The 20,938-nt window shown below is 44.7% G+C and carries 16 protein-coding genes; all 16 read right to left on the minus strand.

Features of this window, described 5'->3' with window-relative positions:
- Positions 1-62: 62 nt before the first annotated feature.
- The gene (locus tag ACXX53_RS07860) at positions 63-2,519 is read right to left on the minus strand and encodes a hypothetical protein (protein ID WP_458568072.1); all 2,457 of its coding nucleotides are present in this window, start codon (positions 2,517-2,519) and stop codon (positions 63-65) included.
- A 157-nt stretch (positions 2,520-2,676) separates the two neighbouring features.
- The gene (locus ACXX53_RS07865) at positions 2,677-4,278 is read right to left on the minus strand and encodes an extracellular solute-binding protein (protein WP_458568073.1); all 1,602 of its coding nucleotides are present in this window, start codon (positions 4,276-4,278) and stop codon (positions 2,677-2,679) included.
- Positions 4,279-4,327: 49 nt separating this feature from the next.
- Complete coding sequence (locus ACXX53_RS07870; RefSeq protein ID WP_458568074.1) at positions 4,328-5,224, minus strand: carbohydrate ABC transporter permease; 897 nt, start codon at positions 5,222-5,224, stop codon at positions 4,328-4,330.
- Positions 5,225-5,254: 30 nt separating this feature from the next.
- Positions 5,255-6,205 carry an ABC transporter permease gene (locus ACXX53_RS07875; protein ID WP_458568075.1) on the minus strand — a complete coding sequence of 317 codons (951 nt, stop codon included), beginning with the start codon at positions 6,203-6,205 and terminating at the stop codon, positions 5,255-5,257.
- A gap of 185 nt (positions 6,206-6,390) precedes the next feature.
- Positions 6,391-8,091 carry a sensor histidine kinase gene (locus ACXX53_RS07880; RefSeq protein WP_458568076.1) on the minus strand — a complete coding sequence of 567 codons (1,701 nt, stop codon included), beginning with the start codon at positions 8,089-8,091 and terminating at the stop codon, positions 6,391-6,393.
- 3 nt (positions 8,092-8,094) lie between these two features.
- Positions 8,095-9,642, minus strand: coding sequence for a response regulator transcription factor (locus ACXX53_RS07885; protein ID WP_458568077.1), 1,548 nt, complete (start codon positions 9,640-9,642; stop codon positions 8,095-8,097).
- Between the two features lie 224 nt (positions 9,643-9,866).
- Positions 9,867-10,220 (minus strand): VOC family protein, encoded by a 354-nt coding sequence (locus ACXX53_RS07890; RefSeq protein ID WP_458568078.1) that lies wholly within the window; start codon positions 10,218-10,220, stop codon positions 9,867-9,869.
- Between the two features lie 586 nt (positions 10,221-10,806).
- On the minus strand, positions 10,807-12,996 hold the full coding sequence (locus ACXX53_RS07895) for an alpha-galactosidase (protein WP_458568079.1): 2,190 nt from the start codon (positions 12,994-12,996) through the stop codon (positions 10,807-10,809).
- 296 nt (positions 12,997-13,292) lie between these two features.
- Complete coding sequence (locus ACXX53_RS07900; RefSeq protein ID WP_458568080.1) at positions 13,293-13,736, minus strand: hypothetical protein; 444 nt, start codon at positions 13,734-13,736, stop codon at positions 13,293-13,295.
- 63 nt (positions 13,737-13,799) lie between these two features.
- A complete protein-coding gene (locus ACXX53_RS07905; protein WP_458568081.1) occupies positions 13,800-14,348 on the minus strand; it encodes a hypothetical protein in 549 nt (182 codons plus the stop codon).
- 46 nt (positions 14,349-14,394) lie between these two features.
- On the minus strand, positions 14,395-16,572 hold the full coding sequence (locus ACXX53_RS07910) for a penicillin-binding transpeptidase domain-containing protein (protein WP_458568082.1): 2,178 nt from the start codon (positions 16,570-16,572) through the stop codon (positions 14,395-14,397).
- A gap of 285 nt (positions 16,573-16,857) precedes the next feature.
- Positions 16,858-17,151 carry a MazG nucleotide pyrophosphohydrolase domain-containing protein gene (locus ACXX53_RS07915; protein WP_458568083.1) on the minus strand — a complete coding sequence of 98 codons (294 nt, stop codon included), beginning with the start codon at positions 17,149-17,151 and terminating at the stop codon, positions 16,858-16,860.
- Between the two features lie 216 nt (positions 17,152-17,367).
- The gene (locus ACXX53_RS07920; RefSeq protein WP_458568084.1) at positions 17,368-17,625 is read right to left on the minus strand and encodes a YqkE family protein; all 258 of its coding nucleotides are present in this window, start codon (positions 17,623-17,625) and stop codon (positions 17,368-17,370) included.
- Between the two features lie 59 nt (positions 17,626-17,684).
- Entirely contained in the window at positions 17,685-18,434 is a 750-nt protein-coding gene (locus ACXX53_RS07925) for a LutC/YkgG family protein (RefSeq protein WP_458568085.1), read from the minus strand.
- The gene (locus ACXX53_RS07930) at positions 18,427-19,941 is read right to left on the minus strand and encodes a LutB/LldF family L-lactate oxidation iron-sulfur protein (protein WP_458568086.1); all 1,515 of its coding nucleotides are present in this window, start codon (positions 19,939-19,941) and stop codon (positions 18,427-18,429) included. The genes ACXX53_RS07925 and ACXX53_RS07930 overlap by 8 nt, the downstream gene beginning before the upstream one ends.
- On the minus strand, positions 19,928-20,671 hold the full coding sequence (locus tag ACXX53_RS07935; RefSeq protein WP_458568372.1) for a (Fe-S)-binding protein: 744 nt from the start codon (positions 20,669-20,671) through the stop codon (positions 19,928-19,930). Before ACXX53_RS07935 ends, ACXX53_RS07930 begins: the two co-directional genes overlap by 14 nt.
- Positions 20,672-20,938: the final 267 nt, after the last annotated feature.

Raw genomic sequence — 20,938 nt, forward strand, 5'->3', positions numbered from 1 at the left:
ACCATCCCAAAAATATTAGGAGGCGCCCGTTCCGCATGTTATAGCGTTTCAATCCATAACTATCATTGTGTTATTTTATCATTCGTACAATATTCTTGTCTTCCGACAATTATATGTTCTTTATTTACAACTTCTTCGCTTTCGCCCCAGGTCGTCACTCTGACGCTGACTAGAGGCTTTGGATCACCTTCGAACTTGCAGCTGAACGATAGCTGGTGTCCACCAGTCCGCAAGATGGGTGCATCGGCAGAAGCCTGAACGGTTTTTAGTAGATTCCAGTTCTGATCGTAAATTTTACCGATGCTGCCGCTGTCACAAACGAGATACTGATTCGCAAAGACTTCCGTATCAAATGTCATATATACACCGTTCGTATAGAACGTAGGTCTTATAATTGAAGCTTCGTCGTTGCCATACGAAGGAATGACGCGCAGCGTAAACTTTAGGGGTTGATCCGCATATCGGTTAAAATACGTCCAATCTGCCCCCCCTGGTTGCCCTGGTTGCAGCTCAGCTGGGTTGCATACGAGCGGTTTAGAAATATGAACTGGATATAAGCTCCACTTATCTTCACCCGTTGATTCCAAATGCCAGTCGCCTTTCGGATCCTTAAGCTGTTCCCGCTGCTCTGGTGTGAAGGCGCCTAATTGTCTAGCTCTTTCCCACTCGCGCACGGCCGAAAATATTGACTCGATGTTTCCATTCCGCTTCAGCACAGCCATATCGGCAACTAAAGCAAAGCCTGCATTAAATCCTGCCGCTTTGGATAATACCCATTCGATTTCGTCCGGAGATGTCGCCTCGAACTGATCAGAAGCAGAACGAACAAGAAACCAACCAAGCATAGGCGGAATGAAGTTTCTGGCAAAATATCGTTGGTTACTAAGCCTCCATTCAAGCTGCCCTTCCCGTGTTGCGGCACCCCAAGGCTCACCCCAATTAAACCTTGTGAATACATGCCACAGGAAATTGGGAACAACGATACTAGCATCATTAATGACTTCTTCGCCCCAGCCGTCATAGCACATTTTCACAAAACGATTAACTCCGTAACCGTCATGCCCTGTTGCATAGCAGCCTTCTAATCCATCGAATGATATCTGCTTCAAGCCCGTTGTCGTGAACAGATCGCTAATGCGTGCACAATATTCGTCCTGCAGCTCGATGTTCGGGAAGAATACATCGTATGGGTGATCCCATAGCCGACCTATGATCGTTCCCGCTTCATGCACTGCTATGGGCGTTCCATTAACACCACGCTTAACTCCGGTCAGTATCCAAGGAGCATGATCTGTAACCGCACTATATTCAATTAGCTCACTGCCGAGTTGTGCAGTATGTCGGAATAAATTGAACTTGAACGGTGCCGGGTCGTCGACCTCAATACAATCTGCTTCTAAGTTGACTGTTGCAACTAATCGCGACGTGCCCGCAAACTGCAGTCTAGCATCCGGTTCCGGTGTTACATATAAATCATTCCGGGTCGTAAAGTTAGACAATGTATGAACACCGACATGAACGCCCTCTCTCTCTGCCATTGCCACAGAAGACTTTAACCCTTCATCCCCGTTCGGGAAGCTCTTCGGTTTTAGGGTGAAATGTCCCCAATTGCTGAAAGGATCGGGATGATACACGTATTTAAGACCAGCCATTTTTGTATAACGTATAGCTTCTGACATGGTGGCTTCGGAGAAATCCGTAATCAAATAGGATTGGTTCGCTGCAGGAGATATTTTACCCCAAATTCCTTCGATCATCGGGTGAGGCAATCCCTCTCCAAGCTCGATCGCTTCAATAGTCTCAAGCACTTGCTGAAATTCACAGCCGAACAAGGCAATGCGTGATCCAACGATATTAGCGTCTTCCCCACGAATTGGTTCTACATCCACGACCGGTAAGTTCCATACTGGACGACGTGAACTTTTCGACCGATTTCTAGCAAATGCCTGCAGCATGCTTCCTTCGCTTGTCGGCCACGCCGCACAAACATCATATTCGAACTTATTGTCGGATATTTGCTGTTTGTCAGGATCAGGTTTTACGTTCTCATTGCCTGAAAAACTTTGCTGTACACCATCCAATCGATCGAGCTCGATTGGCCAGCCTCCTATAGTCTTGATGTTCAATGCCTGAAGACCGATCGCGAACTGTCCGTTATGCACGACACCAACCGATTCGCCGACTGAACCAACAACTGATGTGAAATAAGGCCCCCATATGATCGCATCCACATGATCGCCCGCAATACTTTGAATCTCAAAAGTCGCATACTGCGACTTTTCTTTCACCAACACATCGACTATAGCACCGCTTTCAGAAAATTCGAAAGTTAATAGACCCTCAGCCGCATTGTACGATACTTTCGAAGGCTCCTCCATTCGACCTTCGATAACAGTGCGAATAAGCACTGTAGTGTATGTCGATGATGCATAATTATAGTTGCTGCTATCATTCATCCCCATGATGTGACCTTTATCGTTCAATTGTATCTTCAAGGCTCCAGCATTTATGGTATACATGGTTTTCCTCTCCCTGTCACATATTTTCTCACTAAAGTGTACCTCTATGATTGATATGCTTCTTTTCAACAAAACCACACTATTTACTAGATAAATTCAAACATCCTTTCCAATTCCAATAAAATCGGGAAGGATGTTTGCTCAAGTCAACTGATTATTACTTTAAATTTTTATCATATATTTGTTGTGCTTCGTCTAGCACTTTATCCCCGCCCATTTTCTTCCACTCTACAACAAAACTATCAAATTCGTCCAGAGGCTTGCGACCCGTAATAAAATCTATATAGTTTTGCAATGTATATTGTTTCAGCTTATCTTGTGTTTCATTGTAGATTGGTTTGTTGAATGGCGCTAAAATATCAATGTTTCTCGTTCCCTTGGCACGGGTATCTTTCGCTAACTGACGCAGGCTTCCTTCTGATGTATACGATGTTTGGAAATCGTAATCATTAAACGAGCCTGCCATCGAGTAACCGCCAATCCCCACTTTTTTGCGTTCTTTCTCGTCCGTATATGGAGGAATGAATTCAATCGTTCCTTTATCGCTCTTATTCCAATGGACACCTTTCTCTCCAAAGTTCAATTTTTCATAAAATTCAGGATCAAATTGGGTAGCTTCGAATATTTGCATGTATTTGATCATTTTGTCGTGATCCTCTTCTAATTGCTTCCCAAACATGACCCCCGAAGCATAGGCTGGGTTGTACTGCGACATTCCATATTTACCATCTGGCCCCTTTATGCCGCCTTCGATTGCAAAATTAAAGCCTGGGTGCTTCTTCGCCAGCTTGTCGTACCACTGTTCTCCACCAAGAAATGCATTACCCGGCAAGAACGCCCACCAGTAAAACTCGATAGCTCCGATTTTGTCCGTAAGTACTTTATCTTCCACGTTCGCTCCCTTATTGACGACAAATTCAGGGTCGATCAATTCGTTTTTGTACCAACGGTTCAGAACTTCAAGCGCTTGCTTCGCGCCTGGTTCAATTTCTCCACGGACGATTTTACCATCTTTCTCACGGAAAATATTCGGATAGGCGTCATATGCGCCAAACACAGAGCTGAACAAGTTTTCGATATTATCACCTGATGCAGTGATTCCATATGTATCTTTTTGACCATTACCGTCAGGATCCTCATTCCGGAATTTCGTCAAGGCAGCTTCCATCTCTTCAAGCGTTTCCGGAGTTTTGGTGATCCCTACTTTTTTCAACCAATCTTCCCGAAAAGCGAGCTGCATCCCATCGATACCGATATCCCAGATGACAGGTAAGCCGTAGATCTTCCCATCTCTTCTAATATACTTAAATGGGTCCTCGCCAAGATATCGTTTAAGCCATTCCATATATTTCGGCATATTTTGTTCAATTAACTCTTGTGGAATTTCTGCTGCAACGTCCTGTTCGAGGAATTTATTATATTCTGTGAACGATGGCTCTTTCCACCAATCTGGAATATCACCCGAGGAAATGAGAAGATTCAGTTTTTCTTTCATAGCTTCCCTGGATGTCGCGGTAAATTCCAGATCGACGCCGAACTTCTCTTTCAGTGCATTTAGCCCGACAGAGTCCTCCGTTTGATTTTCATCTAAGTTCCAAAACTTCAATTTCATTTTTGGTTTCGATGCTTTTCCATTGTCTGTCGATTGTTTCTTCCCATTCTCGGCCTGACTACTTGAGGAATTGCTGCTGCTACATCCCGCCATGATCGACATCAGCATGACTGAAGACAGCACTCCAAGCAATATACGCTTTTTCATCATTTCAACCATCCCTCTCTATTTTTGAACAATTTTCTATTATGGGGGGTTACCCTTTAATAGCACCGACCATAACACCTTTGACAAAATACTTCTGAATGAATGGATAGACGATTAACATTGGTATGATCGAGAACATGACAACCGTGGCTTGCAGCTGTCTTCCAGAAAACACTGTTTTATTGCCGATATTTTGAATGACGCTGTTGATGTCCGCCATGCTGTTCTGAATAATAATTTTGCGTAAAACAATCTGCAGTACTTGTTTATTAGGATCTGAAATGTAGATCATGCTGTCAAACCATGCGTTCCAGTGGCCCACACCTACCCATAGAGCAATCGTAGCTAGCACCGGCTTCGATATTGGAATGACGATCAACGTGAATATCCGCAAGTAACCTGCCCCATCAACCCGGGCCGAGTCTTCCAGCTCCTCAGGAATCGAACGAAAAAAGTTGCGCATAATCAATACGTTAAACGCACCAATCATACCTGGAATAACAAGTGACCACATCGTGTTTAGCATATGCAGTTCCTTAATAAGCAGATACGAAGGGATCGTCCCCCCAGCAAACAGCATCGTGAACAAAATCATGCTCGTAAACGTCCGATTGAAAGGTAAGTCTTTTTTTGATAGCGGATAGGCGGTTATTGCCGTGAAAAATATAGAAATGATAACACCAATCACCGTTCTCATAATGGTATTCCCGTATCCCGTCCATAGAGCGTCAAACTTGAAGGCCAGCTTATAGCTCTCGAACGTGAGCTGCGTTGGGAACAATATGATCCCTGATGAATAGGCAGCACTGTCAGCTCCTGCACCATCTAATGAAATAACGACCTGCGTCCAAAAGGGATACAACGTAATAACGACAACACCCAGTAGAATGAGATATAAAAAGACATCGATTATTTTGTCACCCGTTGATTTTTTTACGTTAATCATCTTTCTCACTCCTTCGTCCACCTAGGCGAATTACCATATTGCATGTTCCTTGCCGCCGATCCATTTCACAATCTGATTAACGACAACGATCAGGATCAGAGCAACCACCGATTTGAACAATCCAACAGCCGTCGCATAGCTATAGTTCATCTCAATCAAACCTTTGCGATACACATAGGTATCAATAATGTCTGCGACATTATAGACTTTAACATTGTACATATTGAATATTTGATCGAATCCCGCGTCCAATATACCGGACATTGATAGAATTAGCATAATGGCTATAACGGGGGCAAGCATCGGGATAGATATATATAACATCCGTTTAAACCTGCCCGCTCCATCGAGTACAGCGGCTTCATACAACTGCGGATCGATACTCGAAATGGCCGCAAAGTAGATAATTGAACCCCACCCGAAGCCTTGGAAAATACTCGTCACCACGAGAATGGTTCGGAAGTACCGATCGTCAGCTAGAAATAACATCGGGTCGCCGTCAAATAGTTTGACAATACCATTGATTGGACCGTCTAGAGACAATAACGTAAAGAATATCCCAGCCAAGACAACCCACGATATAAAATGCGGTAAATACGATACCGTCTGAACCATTTTCTTGAATTTCACATTCGAAATTTCGCTCAGTAACAGCGCAAAAATGATGGGTACTGGGAAACCAAACACCAGCTTGCTTAGACTGATAATTATCGTATTTTTCAATACGGTGTAGAAATATGTGTCGTTTATGATTTTTTCGAAATGATGAAGTCCAACCCAAGGACTATTGAGGATGCCCTGTGTAATTTTAAAATCTTTGAACGCCAACAGTACGCCATACATCGGGAGGTAATGAAAAATAATGTAATAAATTAATGCAGGTATTAACATAATCAGCAGCACGCGGTATTGTTTAAACTTTTTACTCCTTTCCCCTCTCAGCGCATGTTTCGTGTTAACTTCCATCATCCTATCGCTCATAGCTCCATTCCTCTCCTATCTGTAAACGCTTTCTTTCTGATATAGAAACTATATCACAGGGAACTCATGGAATAATTATCAAATATTTTAGAAATGATTCGATTTTTTACGAAGTTGAAAAAGCCCGTCCGGCTAACCGGCGGGCGAAGTTGAGCATCGGAACATAAGTTGCTTTTGATGCGAAACTATTCAAGATTCTGCGGAATAACGAGGGTCATAACCGTACCATATCCAAGTCGGCTTTGGATCGAGATGCCGTACTTAGCCCCAAACCGCAATTGCAGCCGCTCGTTGACATTTTTGAGACCATAACCGGCCGATTGCATCGTAAGGATCATATCGATTGTCTCCTGCATCATACCTGGACCATTGTCTTCGATTGCGAAATTGACCGTCCCTTTATCAAGCCAGGCGCTAACCCGCAGAAGACCCCTTCCCGCCTCCCTCTGTTTGATACCATGCTTGATTGCATTTTCTGCGAGCGGTTGAAGAATTAAATTAATGGTTGAGTAATCGTAAACCTCTTCATTGATCTGATAATCGACATCGAAGCTATACTCGTCCATAACCTGAATAATCTCAATATATGATTTAATATTCTCCAATTCCTTACGCACGGTAATAATATTATTGCCTTGATTAAGAGCCGTCCGATAAAATTTCGACATCGATGTAACCACATGACTAATTTCAAGCGCATCGTTTTTAAGTGCGTTCCAATTGATAAACGAGAGAGTATTGTATAGGAAGTGAGGATTGATCTGGGATTGCAGCGCTTTGAGCTCTGCCTCTTTCTGAATGATTTTACTGCGATAGGATTCATCAATCTGCTCATTGAGTCGATTAAGCATTTTTCCGAACCGATTGGTCAGTTCGCCGATTTCATCTCTGGACTCACTTCGAACCTGTAAATCCAACTCGCCCCTTTCAACCCGCTTCATCATTGCATTGAGTGAGTATATTCGCTTGATAAACGTTTTGGAAAAGATCGAAATAATGATCAGCAGACTGACAATACAAGCAAGGATCACGATAAACGTTGCATTAATGATTGAACCCGCGTTCGGGGATAAATGCGATGTAGGTACGAAACAGTAGATCGTCCAATTAGCCTGTGGTATCTCCTTCTTGACAAGGAACATCTTCGTCTGACCTATACGGACCGTCCCCTCATCGAATTTCATAATTTGCTTGGAGTCGAAAGCGGTCCGCATTGCACTTTGATTCGCGTATATGATCCGGTTATTTACATCCGAGATGACGACACCATACTCATGCGTGAGATCAGTAATACTATTGAAGAAACTGCTCTCATTTATTTGCAAATAGACTATATTCGTGTAGGGCTCTTTTATAAAGCTTGGAAATTTGTAAGTGACGAACAGTTTGTTGTCTTCATAGTGCCATAGCGGTTCTATCTCTTTGATCGCTTCGTTATACCATGGCTCCTCATAAACACGTTTGTATGAGACTACTGAATCGCCGAATTCCGGGACAGTGCTTTGCGTGTAGAAAGTTATTTTCTGAATTTCCTTGTCTAGGTTCCTCATCATGATGAAATACGGATCTAAGTAATCTTTCAAATCTCGTGAAAGATTGACTAAATCGATATAATCATTTCTTACGATCTTCTGGAACATCTTATTGTATACAATGGATCGAACCAAATGATTGTAGCGTTCAACCGATTGGTCAATGCTCTCAGTAACTGTATTCACATTCTTATCTATTCCCTGCAGTCCCTGCATATTGAGCATTTCCTTTGATTGATTGTACGCGTATATGCCAAGCACCATAATCGGGATGATAATAACGATTAAATAGGATAGAAATAGCTTTTGATTGAACCTCAAACGATTAAACAGTCCATAGATTAGCCGTTTCATCATTTATGTCTCTTCTCTGAATTGAGATGGCGTGCGACCGAAATGATTTTTGAATAACGAGCTGAAGTACGGAAAGTTGCTATAGCCAACATCTTGTCCGATATCGATAATTTTACGGTTTGTTTTGATAAGCAACTCCTTCGCCTTTTCCATTCGGTGCAAGGTCATGAATTTATTAATACTTATCCCTTTCTGTTTCTTGAATAGATGGCTCAAATAACTAGGAGATAAATATACCCGCTTCGCCAATATTTCCAATGACAAGTCAGTCTGATATTCATTCTCGATCATTCGGACGACTTCTTCGATAGCTCTGGGCAGCGCTTCTGTATTAGTTTCGCCGGAGGTCTCGTTAACCTTCAAAATGCTCAATACGACTGCTCGCAAATCACTCAGCTTCACAGTTTTATATATGGCTTCCAAATGCAACTTGAAGCTATCATTATCCTTTTTCTTAGAGTTATTGAATATGGATTTGACAATTTCGGTGCATACGAATTTTACATAGGTAACTGTAAAGTGCTCGTAATTTTGTAAAACGTCAAACAGTTGCTCGACATGCAGCTGCGCGATATCATATCGGTTGTGCTGGATATTCTGTGTTAGCTCCGTTAGCACCTCATTCACTGCTACAGTCTTATCACCCACAACGAAAGACGTGCGGTTCGCCAGCAGCACTGTGCCTTCATCGAAAAAAAATTTGTTTTCCAGCATCGTTTCCATCTCGTGAAATTCTCTGTAGAGCTGCTTCGCATCGTCCACCAATTTGCTGACCACAACACAGATATCACTACCGTACATTTCTTTGAATATCCGGACCAAATGCTGGCCAAGCTCATATATATCCTCCAGCGATTCGTCAGGAAAGGTTTCCAAGAGCAACAACCCTTGAAATTCATTCAAATGAATTAGATCGACGTTGCGATGAATTAATTCTCCGAGATGCTGTTCGAAGTCCAGATCAAGCCGATCGAAAAAGCGCTTGCGGGAATCCAGCATCAGCATCCGCATGTAGGGATAACTACAATATCCACTGATAGGCAACTTCTGATCTAGTTCTTCCTCCGTCACATCTGTCTTGCTGAATATGATGTCGGTCAGCTGCTTCTGCTTTTCGTATCTGACTTCCTTCAAATAGGCAGCTTTCAGCCTTTCCTGCTGAACCTTCAATTTCTGAGCTTCCTCACACAGCTGGATGACCTCGTTCATATTCTTAATAAACTCGCTAACCTGCACTGGTTTTAATATATAGTGGATCGCCTTCAAATCGATTGCCCTTTGTGCATATTCGAACTCACCATAAGCGCTCATAAACATCATTTTGATAGGCTTACCAAGCTCACGAACCTTCTCAGCGAGCTGTAATCCGTCCATTCCATTCATCCGGATGTCGGAGAGCAAGATGTCTACATCATGGTTTTTGATAAATGAGAGAGCGTTTTCACCACTGTCAGCTTCAAAGATCTCCAAATTCAATCCATATTTATCGACGAGAAACTTTACTCCATCCCGTTCGAACTTATCATCATCGACGACAAGCATTTTTAACATCGAACCTCACCGCCTTCCGCCAGAAATGTATTCATAAAGTGAGTCTATCATAAACTAAATTGTGGTAAAAAGCGTCATATCGCAATAGGAGATCGTGGAACAAGAACCCTAAGACTCCCTTCAATATGCAACAAGCCTCCTTTACATTACCACTATACGAAGACTTGGGATCCCCTAGTCCTCTTGCAGTAGCATGTTGGAGGCTTATTATTATTATGATTAGGCTATTTCTTCTGTTGAGTCAGTCCGAATCCGATTCCAACTGGATCTACCAGATAAGCTAGATAGAATGTATCGAATTCCATCTTGTCACGGACGATCATCGCCCCATTCTCCACACTCTTGTGAATCGCTGCATCCATATCATCGACTTCCATCACGACTCTTGTGCCATGCGGGAAATCATGTGGCGCTTGCGCGATACCGCCATTGATGCCGGGCTGTTCGTCTGCTCCCGTAGTCACAGGATGATAACCCCAGTTCGACTCCGCAAAGGTCCATCCAAATACCTCAGAATAGAAACTCTTAGCGCGTTCAGGATCTGAGCTGTTCATTTCAAACAATACGACTCTTCCCATCATACAGCCTCCACTAAATTTGGTATTAGTTACCTTTTTATTATAACGAATGTATGTTCCTATCGTCAACTAGCAGCTGCTTCTGTGAGTTAGGTTATTTAGCTCTGGCCTCTCCATCCCTACAGTGCCTTGTCTCTGTAACACGGTTTTTCCCCGTTATCTCACCTAAACTGCGAGTCTAGCCCGCTGTAACGGGGAAAAAACCTGTTATCTCGCTCTGGCATCTCCACCCCCGCAATGTCTCGTCTCTGTAACACGGTTTTTCCCCGTTATCTCACCTAAACTGCGTGTCTAGCCCGCTGTAACGGGGTAAAAACCTGTTATCTCGCTCTGGCATCTCCATCCCCGCAATGTCTCGTCTCTGTAACACGGTTTTTCCCCGTTATCTCACCTAAACTGCGAGTCTAGCCCGCCTTAACGGGGGGAAAACTATAAATGCTAGCTTAAAGATGTACACTGAAAGTGAATGGCGTTTGTTCGGTCAAAACTGTACATTTGGATTCAATCATTTACAATTGAGTATTGTCGATCTGGGGGGTCTTGTGCCATAAAAAAGGGACAAACTGTTAGTTTGCCCCTTTTTATATCAAATCTCTTGTAAGACGAAGAGGAGACTTCTGAAATCCCCCTCTAAATGTGGAATAGAGAGTCCGAAATACATCAATTCATCTCCTCTGTACACCTTGCCGTTATGCTGGAGACGATACGACTTATTCGGGTCGAGTCCTGTCAGACGTAATCTACGTAATGGTGCATTCGGCTCGGCAAGGACCTTAAAGTAAGCAGCGAAGGCTTCTTTTCTATCCTCAGATACAAACATCCACGCCGTCTCATTCCCTTCAAAAGGACTGAGCAACCGATAGAAATCTCCATAATGGATTAGCTTTCGGAGTTCTTTGTACTGGGCAACCTGCTGCCGCATGTCTTCTAATTCGGATTCGCTTAGCTTTGTCAGATCCAGCTGATATCCAAAATTTCCAGACATCGCGACATGACCTCGCGTTTCCAAAGGGGTATTGCGGTGTACCTGGTGATTTGGAATGGCTGAGACATTAGACCCCATTGAGCTTGCGGGATACACTATACTTGTTCCATATTGAATCTTCAATCTTTCAACCGCATCCGTATTATCGCTCGTCCAGGTCTGAGGCATATAGTACAGCATACCCGGATCAAATCGTCCGCCACCGCCGGAACAACTCTCGAATAAAATATGTGGGAAACCAGAGACAATTCGCTCCATCACTTCATAAAGTCCAAGGATGTAACGGTGCTCCGTTTCGCGTTGACGTTCTGGAGGGAGTTGGGCGGAACCAATCTCCGTCATATTCCGGTTCATATCCCATTTTACATAAGTGATTGGCGCCGATGACAGCACGGAACTGACCGAATCCACAATATAATCCTGTACATCCTGGCGCGATAAATCGAGAATCAACTGGTGCCTAGCTAATGTTCGTGTATGTCCTGGCACATGCAAACACCAGTCCGGATGTTCACGGTACAGATTACTGTCTGGAGATACCATTTCCGGCTCAAACCAGAGGCCAAATCGCATCCCCATTGCTGTGATATCCTCTCCCAGCTTACCGAGTCCTTCTGGAAGCTTGCGTTGATCCTCAACCCAATCTCCTAATGAGCAATTGTCATTGTCACGCTTCCCAAACCAGCCATCATCCAAGACAAACAGCTCCAAACCAAGTTCTTTGCCTGCATGAGCAATTTCTTTTAATTTGTCTGCGTTAAAATTAAAGTAAGTCGCTTCCCAATTATTAATGAGAATCGGTCTTTGCTGATCACGGAATTTACCTCTGCTTAAACGGGTTTGATATAGCTTGTGATAGGTTCGTGACATTCCACCTAATCCTTCAGCCGACCGTACAAGTACGGCTTCTGGAGCCTGAAATGTATCTCCAGGTTCTAACAGCCACTGAAAATTAAATGGCTGAATACCCATGCCAACTCTGGTCATCCCATATTGATCCGCTTCCGCCTGCGCTAGAAAACTACCACTGTATACAAGACTGAACCCGTATACTTCACCATGATTCTCCGTCGCATCTTTAGCCAGCAAGGCAATAAACGGATTTTGCTGATGACTGCTGGAGCCACGTTTGCTGTCAATCCGATGAATCCCAGGTACAAGCGGTCTCTTGTGCATATGGCGTTCTCTTACCCATGTACCTGACAACTGCAGCATATCATAATCAGAATGATGGAAATCAATATTAGCGCTTAATACTCGGTTCAGTATAATCTTGTCCTGTCCTAAGTTCTCGATATGTACGGAACGTGTGATTGCGTCAAATTTGTTAAATACGGAGTACAAAAGAGTCGCCTTTAGTCCACTTTTCGCATCTCGCAGAACAATTTCCAGCGTATCCGCTTCATCATCACTCTCAACATATGTGGAGGGTAGGCCCTGCAAACGCGGTTTACCTTTGCTGATCGTATAACCTTCATAACGGAAATCGGTAACTGTTGTACCATCCTGCAAGTGGACCTCAAGCGCTGGCTCCCGGAAATCACCATTGCCGTACGACGGAAATTCGTTTGGAAGAGTATCCAAAGAGTAGGCTTTATCCTCTAGCAGAAAATTTGGACTGAATGAGCATCTTTCTACTAAATCTAATGAAGGCTGAAATTGGATCCCTCCCAGTTTCGGACCCCAATAGAGATGGGCTGGAACTTCACCCTTAACGATTTGAATAATATAGCTGGAGTTACTGGATCGTAAATGAAACACTCGATTGCTATTATCATAGTAAATTGACATGATATCCTCCTAATCTATACTAGATTTACATATTTCCTCTGAACTGAGCTGACGGCTACCGATTCCAATCTTTGAGAACTATTTTAGAGGTATTTGAAAACGGATTCAATCTAAATATAACAATATCTAGTAGTAAAATAATAATTAAGACTCATCTGTGAACGTTCATTCCATTTCCAAGATCTCTGCAATGGTATTTAATGCATTATCATTATAACGAATGTATGTTCCCGTCGTTAACTAGCATCTTTTTCTCTTCTCATATGTTCTGTTAGACAGAGTTCAGCAGGTTAAAATTATATATGCTCTTCCACTTCTCTAATCAGCAGCCACTTATCGTCTCGCAGTTCCCAATTCTCAATTGTGAACATCCGCGCCAGCACTTTATCCCCTTGCTCGATGATTTGTTCAAAGTACACGATAGCGTGCTGATCATCCTTCAATCGTACGATTCGATTATCGAACCGTTTTACAGCTCCCTTGAGCTGATCAACAGACTGCTTCATACCTTCGATTGCTTCCTCATAGCTAAAGAACATCGGCTTGTCCTTACCATGCATGAAAAAGGTTACATAATATTCAGGTGCCATTACCTCCACTCCCGAAGTATCACCGGTGAGCATTGCATGCTGCCAATTGGATATATACGTGTCATGCCACTTCACAAAAGATTCCTCAGCCTGGTTTAACTGCTTATTTTGTGGTGGAACTTCTGCTCGTGCTTGCTCTTGATTTGTCATCGTTACATCGCTCCCTCATTCATGATTAACTCATATTAACACTCTCTCATTCACACGAGAGTATCATCTATTTCTCTTATCCGCTCTACGTCTCCTCATAACTAACCACAAGAGCGCACTGATAAGCAGCAGTAGAATGACCATGGCTAGAATCCAAATTGGCTCAATAAACCTCCATTCGAGGTTCACTTCTATTGTTGGAGGCTGACCTGCTCCCAGCTGCGCCAGATCTTGATCTGCCTGAGCGATCTCCGTGCTTCTTCCACAATTAAATACCTTCTGTACTCCTTTATGCTCATAGGTGTAGAGTAGGTATTGAACTCCCTGCTCGAATTCAAACATACAGCTGCTCCAGTCTGTATATACGATCATCTGTGAGCTTTCATTCCCTTTCCAAGATCTCTGCACGTCCAATAACACCGCGTTATGTGCCTCTCCAATAGGAAATGACTTTTTTATCTTCAATACAGTTCCTTGAACAACCGCACTCGCTTGCTCTTTACCCGCTATTGCATCTTCAGGCACGATACAAGAGCACGCAGCCGCTCGTTCAGACGGTACCAGCATGAATATGATGCATGCCAGCAGTACCATGCCTACTATTTTTCGCATCAGATCACCTCGAATCATTAAGATCATAGAATGCAATGGCTATAATTCACGGATCCAGAACAGCACTTCTCGGCTGCAGCGTAAATGTCGAAGTACGCTGTTCACTCGCTGAAATTTCCTGACTGACCACATAGCCTTCGCCATTGATCTTACAGCTATAGTCGATTAAGGAGCAGAGCAGCATCACATCTCGCAGTGATTTCCCTTCCATAGACGGAAGCTCCGTCTCCGATGGATTGTCTGTAAACAGATACAGCGGTTCGCCAGTATACACCTTCTCTTCATCATATGCTGGGTATTGAGACAGAACTTTATTACCGCTGCCCAATACGACATATAGCGTACCAGTTTCCGATAGTTTCGTTTTAACCTCTTGAATCGACGAGCCTACTAATTGTGGGATTCTCTGCTGAACCGTCTGCTTTTCGCTTGAGGGTTCAACATCGTGTGTCGGTACTCGCATATATTGCAGCGACTTCTTCATAATCGCTTTGAACAATTCTGAACTTAACCGGCTTCCGCCTGCATAATGCTTCGGATTGTCTATTATCACGTATGTAATCAGCTTAGGATCATCCACGGGAGCGTATCCAATGAAAGAATACATGTTAATGTCTTCATCATACTTTCCGTTAGCTGCTTTAATCGTCGTTCCTGTCTTGCCTGCTACTCGATAACCTTCCATATAGGCATATCTCCCAGTACCTATTTCCTGATCGGAAACCACTTGCTCTAGATATTCACTTACCTTTCTGGAAGTATCCTTAGATATCACTTGACGTAAACTTTCTGTTGGGGTGATGCTCTCTTCACCTGTGGCAGGATCTACTGTTTTGTGAAGCAAGTTCGCTCTGAATAGCTGGCCACCGTTCGCAACCGCCGCAACCCCTGTTGTTTGCTGTATCGGAGTAATCCATATCTGACCGTGACCATATGACGCTGCAGCGTAATCCGCAGGATATCGCAATTGGATCTGCTTTACCGTCTCTCCAGGGAGCTGAATGCCTGTTGCTTGACCGAATCCAAAGCTGCGAATATAGTTCTCCAGCCGTTCTTCTCCCAACAGCTCATATCCCAGCTTCACGAACCCTACATTGCTCGAACGCTTTAGCCCATCCAGATAAGAGATCGGACCCCATCCATCTCGCTTAATATCGTGTATCGTCTCCCCTCCAACCGTGATCTTCCCCGACTGGAAAGAATCATTCGGTTGAAACACCTGCTCTTGAACGGCAGCCGCAAGCGTGATGATCTTAAATGTAGAGCCCGGCTCATAGACAGATTTAATCGCATGATTATATAGCGCCCCTATGTCATCAATCTCCCAATAACGATTAGGATCATAGTCTGGTAGATTCGCCATCGCGAGCACATCACCAGAGTTCGGATCCATCGTAATAACGGTCATACTATCAGGTGTATACTCTTTATATACTTGCCTCATCGACTCCTCTACAATCGCTTGGAGATTCGCGTCTATGGTTAGATACACATCCTGACCATCCCTCGGCGGCTCGTATATTGGTGTGGAATTCGGCAATTTGGTGCCTTTGCGGTCTTTATCATATTGAATCCAGCCGTCACTGCCGTTAAGTAATGTATCAAAATAAGCTTCGGCCCCAGTAACAGCTTGGCCATCACGATCTATGTAGCCTAGAATATGAGATGCTAGATTGCCGTTCGGATAATACCGCTTCGTATCATCTATCAGATAGACGCCGATATCCTTCAATTCTGTCTTTGCTTTGATCCTGTTCACTAACAATTTCAATTCATCGCCAAGCTCGAAGTCTGTTTTGTACCCTTCACTTCTAACTTCGCGGTACGTATAATACTCTCCGTTGCTCCGCTTGTCCGACACGATCTTATACAGCTCGTCCTTAGGCTTCTGTAAAATAGTGGATATTCCTTCGACGATGTCCTTCTCCACATTGATTCGTTTTTCGACTAAGTCATTACTTTTTTTCAGCTGTTGAATCAACGCCGGATTAACGACAACCGTGTAGGCGGCGCCTTCTATAGCTAATAGAGTGCCATTACGGTCGTATATTTTACCTCTGCTGGCTGGGAGGTCCTTCTTAGTTGACCATGTCTTGAGCGCTTCGTTCATCCAAAATGGTTGATTGATCACCTGATACCATACGAGACGCGAGAGCAGAACGATAAATAAAAACAAGAATAGACTCATTATCGTTATCGTTCTGACTTTAATACGTTTCTCCATACTCAACCCTCTTACCTTTCAGAGATAATGGAATCCGTAGTCAAAGCTAATGTTAAATTTAAATACTAGTGAGGGTCTATGAAGTTGAGGTTCGATGCGCCTATAGAACTGTTGCTGTGAGGTTACTCTTGATGAGCTCTTAATGGGGTTATCATGAAAATTCCAAGACCTAATTTAAAAATATATAGATGATTACATAGGCATCCTACCTTTATTTCCTAGTTATGTCAATTACATCGAAAAATCAATAGTTAAATACCATCTAATGTTACATACAGAAAATGATCATTTCTTCCCTTTCTGTTTATTGATCTCATCCTTAAGGAAAAAGCACTCCTCAAGATTGATCTCATATACGTTAGCTAACGCTAAAGTATAATATAAGACGTCTGCAATCTCTTCCTCGATTGTCCCTTTAATCGTCTTGGATCTCGATAATCTCTTGTCCTTACGGACCACATCCGCCAATTCTCCAACTTCCTCCACTAATTTCAGAAAATAAGCTGTCTTCTCGTGCGGACGATAATCTGTCTGCTTAATGTAGCTCTGCAATTGCGCCAATGTTAATCCATTATTCATCTGTCTTCCCCCCGGGATGCTGACTTGTTACGCTTATGTGCTCATCTTATGCTCTAGATTGGAATGATTCAGATCCTCATTCATGCCATTATATGATGTAATCGTGAATACGACCTTAACTTGGGCGATTAATCTTCTATGGTATCGACTACTTTACCATATTTTAAAGAAATAAGTACAGGCTGCCAGAAGGCAGCCTGTACTCGGTACTCACTATCACTTATACTTATTCCAATCCATCTTGCTATTCTCAAGCAGGTACTCAAAGTCGTTTTCTCGACGCTTCTGTTCCGCTTTGCGTTCTGCCTCTGCTTGCAATCTCTCTTGTTCCTTCCGCTGATCTTCCGCAGCCTGAAGCTCATTAGCTTGAGCCTTCAGCTTGCTCAACACATCTGCACCGAGCAGATCCTTCAGCGTAGCAGGTTTATCTGTCGCAGCTTGTGGAGCAGGTGCGGAATGTCTCTTCTTCGCCATGATGATCACCTCAATTTCCCCATCATTATAGCAGGAATAGCCATTATTCGCTATATAAGCTACGTTAAATCATCCACGATAATCGCGTATACCACTCCCGGTCCGTGTACACCAATAGTAAGATCATTCTCGATATCCGCGGATCGGCTTGGACCTGAAATGAAATGTACCCCTGCAGGCAGCTGATTCAGCGGGAGCGCATCCAATGGGCGCAGCACTTCACCAAGGCGAGTCAGCAAGCGCTCAGCGGGAATCAGGATGACGAGCGCAGTCGGCAGCAAGCTGACCGTGCGACCTTGACGGGATGCAGACATCGTCACGACTGAGCCTGTATAAGCGACAGCCTGCTCAGCAACGATGAATCCGATATCAGCCCCTGCGGCCACTGCCTGGAGCTGTTCTCTGCCATATTCATCGATATCCGCCACATCCCAATATGTTGATTCCACGTCTGCACATGTTTCTACTGCTAATTGATGCAGCAATGCATGGTCATGCAGCAGCAAATGGGTCGCTTGCAGTTCCACGATCAGCTGTTGTACATATTCCTTAGCGGCCTGCATATGAGGAACTCGCACGGAATGACCGCCGGCCAGCTTCCAATTGTTCATGAACAATTCTGCTCGTTCCGCAAGCGATAAATCGAATTCATTCCAATACGCAGGAGCTCCCTTTACCGCTCTGGAAGGAGGCGCTGCAAGAGGCTCTTTCCGACCTAATCGAGCCGCAATGTTAAGCATGAACTGATCCTGCTTAGCCAAGGCTTGTCGGTGCATCTGTTCCAGATCATTCATTGTCTGCTCACTCATGCACACTGCCCCCCTTCTGCCGTCGTTCATCCAAGATCCTCTCCATTCGCCGCAGTTGCTCCGCTTGCATTGGTTTGATCTCTTGCCTTATATCCGCCATCTGTTCCTTCCACGCTTCCCTGAACGTCTGCTGCGGTAGACTCGGCAGATGGCGATAGGCGTTCCAGCCCTTTAACGGGCCGATTCTCGCCTTGATCACACCTTGGCGCACAACCACTCGCTGCCCAAGACGACCCAATCTCACGAGCTTGCTCATGCGGCCAGCGCTTCCCATCGCATATCCGAACATGGACATGCCGAGCTGCTCCAGCTTATCGGAATGTCCATGTTTCACCTTACGGTGGCGCAGATGAACGAGCATATCGTGCAGCGGTATCTTGACCGGGCACGCTTCATAGCAGGCGCCGCATAAGCTTGATGCATTGGCGATGTCGTCCCATTCCGCGACATTGCGGTTCAGCGCCGGCGTCAACACCGCGCCGATCGGGCCGCTGTACACACCGCCATACGCATGACCGCCGATGTGGCGGTACACGGGACAAGCATTCAAGCAGGCGCCGCAGCGTATGCAATTCAGCAGCTCTTGGAATTGAGGGTCGCCCAGCTGCTCGGAGCGCCCGTTGTCCAATATGATGATGTGCATCTCTTCTGGTCCATCGCCGTCCTGTGTCCGGCGTGGCCCCGAGATGATGGACATGTATACCGTCAGCTTCTGTCCGGTCGCTGACCTTGGCAGCAGCGTCGCCATCACCTCTAGATCATCCAATGTCGGGATGATTCGTTCCATTCCCATGAACGTAATCTGCGTCTTCGGAACAGTGCTGACCATACGGGCGTTGCCTTCATTTTCGAACAATACCATAGATCCTGTCTCTGCAATCGCGAAGTTGCACCCCGTCATCCCGATATCGGCCTCCAGAAACTCCTCGCGCAGCTTTCTACGCACGAAGCCAGCCAATATACCCGTATCCGGCGGCAGCGTCTCACCCGCTTCCTTCGACAGCAGCTCAGCGATCTGATGCCTATTCTTATGAATAGCCGGAATAATAATGTGCGAAGGCGCTTCCCCCGCAAGCTGAATAATATATTCGCCTAGATCCGTTTCGATCGTTTCGATATCGGCTTGTTCAAGCGCATGATTGATATGCAGCTCTTCGGACACCATCGACTTCGATTTCACTACACTCATAGCTCGCTTCTGCTCGGCTATAGACAATGCGATCTGAACCGCCTCGGCACCAGTGGCAGCAAAGTGAACATGCGTCCCATGGCTCCTCGCATTTTCAGCAAATACGCTCAAGTAATAATCCAGATGTGCAATCGTGTGAAGTCGAATCTGACGCCCCCGCTCTCTCCACTCTTCCCAATGCCCATGCTCCTCAGCTGCAGTGAGCTTCCCGTTCTTCAAGCGCTCAGTTGTGTATTTGACGGCTTGGCGAAGAAAGTCGTTATTGAGCGCGATATCCGCACGTTTCTTCACTGATTGCTTATGTTCAGACACGCTCATACTTGCCGCTCACTCCTTCCGCCAGAAGCTCTGCCAGATGCATGACGCGAAGCTTCTGTCCGCGATGCATCAGATTGCCTGAGATGTTCATCAGGCAGCCAAGATCCAAGCCAACCAGCACTTCAGCTTCTGTCTCCAGCACATGATCCGCCTTCTCCGTGACCATCGCTCCCGAGATCGCGGCCATCTTAACGGCGAACGTGCCGCCGAAGCCGCAGCAATCCTCCGCATGCGGGAGCGGCACCAGCTCTATTCCTCGCACATGCCGCAACAGCAGCTGAGGCTCCTGCTGTATGCCTACCAGCCTGCTGCCGTGGCAGGATGGATGATACGCAACTTTATGCGGAAATGTTGCTCCCATATCCGTCACGCCTAATACATGAACCATGAACTGTGTGAATTCATAGGTCTTAGATTGCAATCGTTCCGCCTTGCTCAGCCATTCAGGTTCATCCTTAAACAGCTCAGGATAATAGTGAAGAATCATCCCAGCACAAGAACCGGAAGGAGTCACGACGTAATCGCTTTCATCAAATGCCGTAAGCAGGGTCTTCGCCGACTGACGCGCCTCCTTCCAGTATCCGCTGTTGAATGCAGGCTGGCCGCAGCATGTTTGAACTTCCGGAACATCCAGTTCGATGCCGTACCGAGCTAATATACGCGCAACGGCTATCCCTACCTGCGGATACATGATGTCGCTTAGACAAGTTATAAAGTAAGAAACCTTCAACATGACACCCGCTTTCATCGTCAACTTTTCGTATGAAACATGAATTAGAACGAAGCCATACTCTCTCTTCATAAAAATAAAAGGGGCAATCGATAACTCACCACTGGGCATATATGAATCAAAATAGAGAAACAAACAATAACTTTGCACTGATGTTTAAGCACCATTAGCAAATTATGTTACTAAAATACATGATCTATCGGTAACTCTAATTCCATGCTATTTATGCACATTGTACATTCATCACCCAATATATGACAATACGCA

It is taken from the genome of Paenibacillus marinisediminis, from assembly GCF_054343325.1.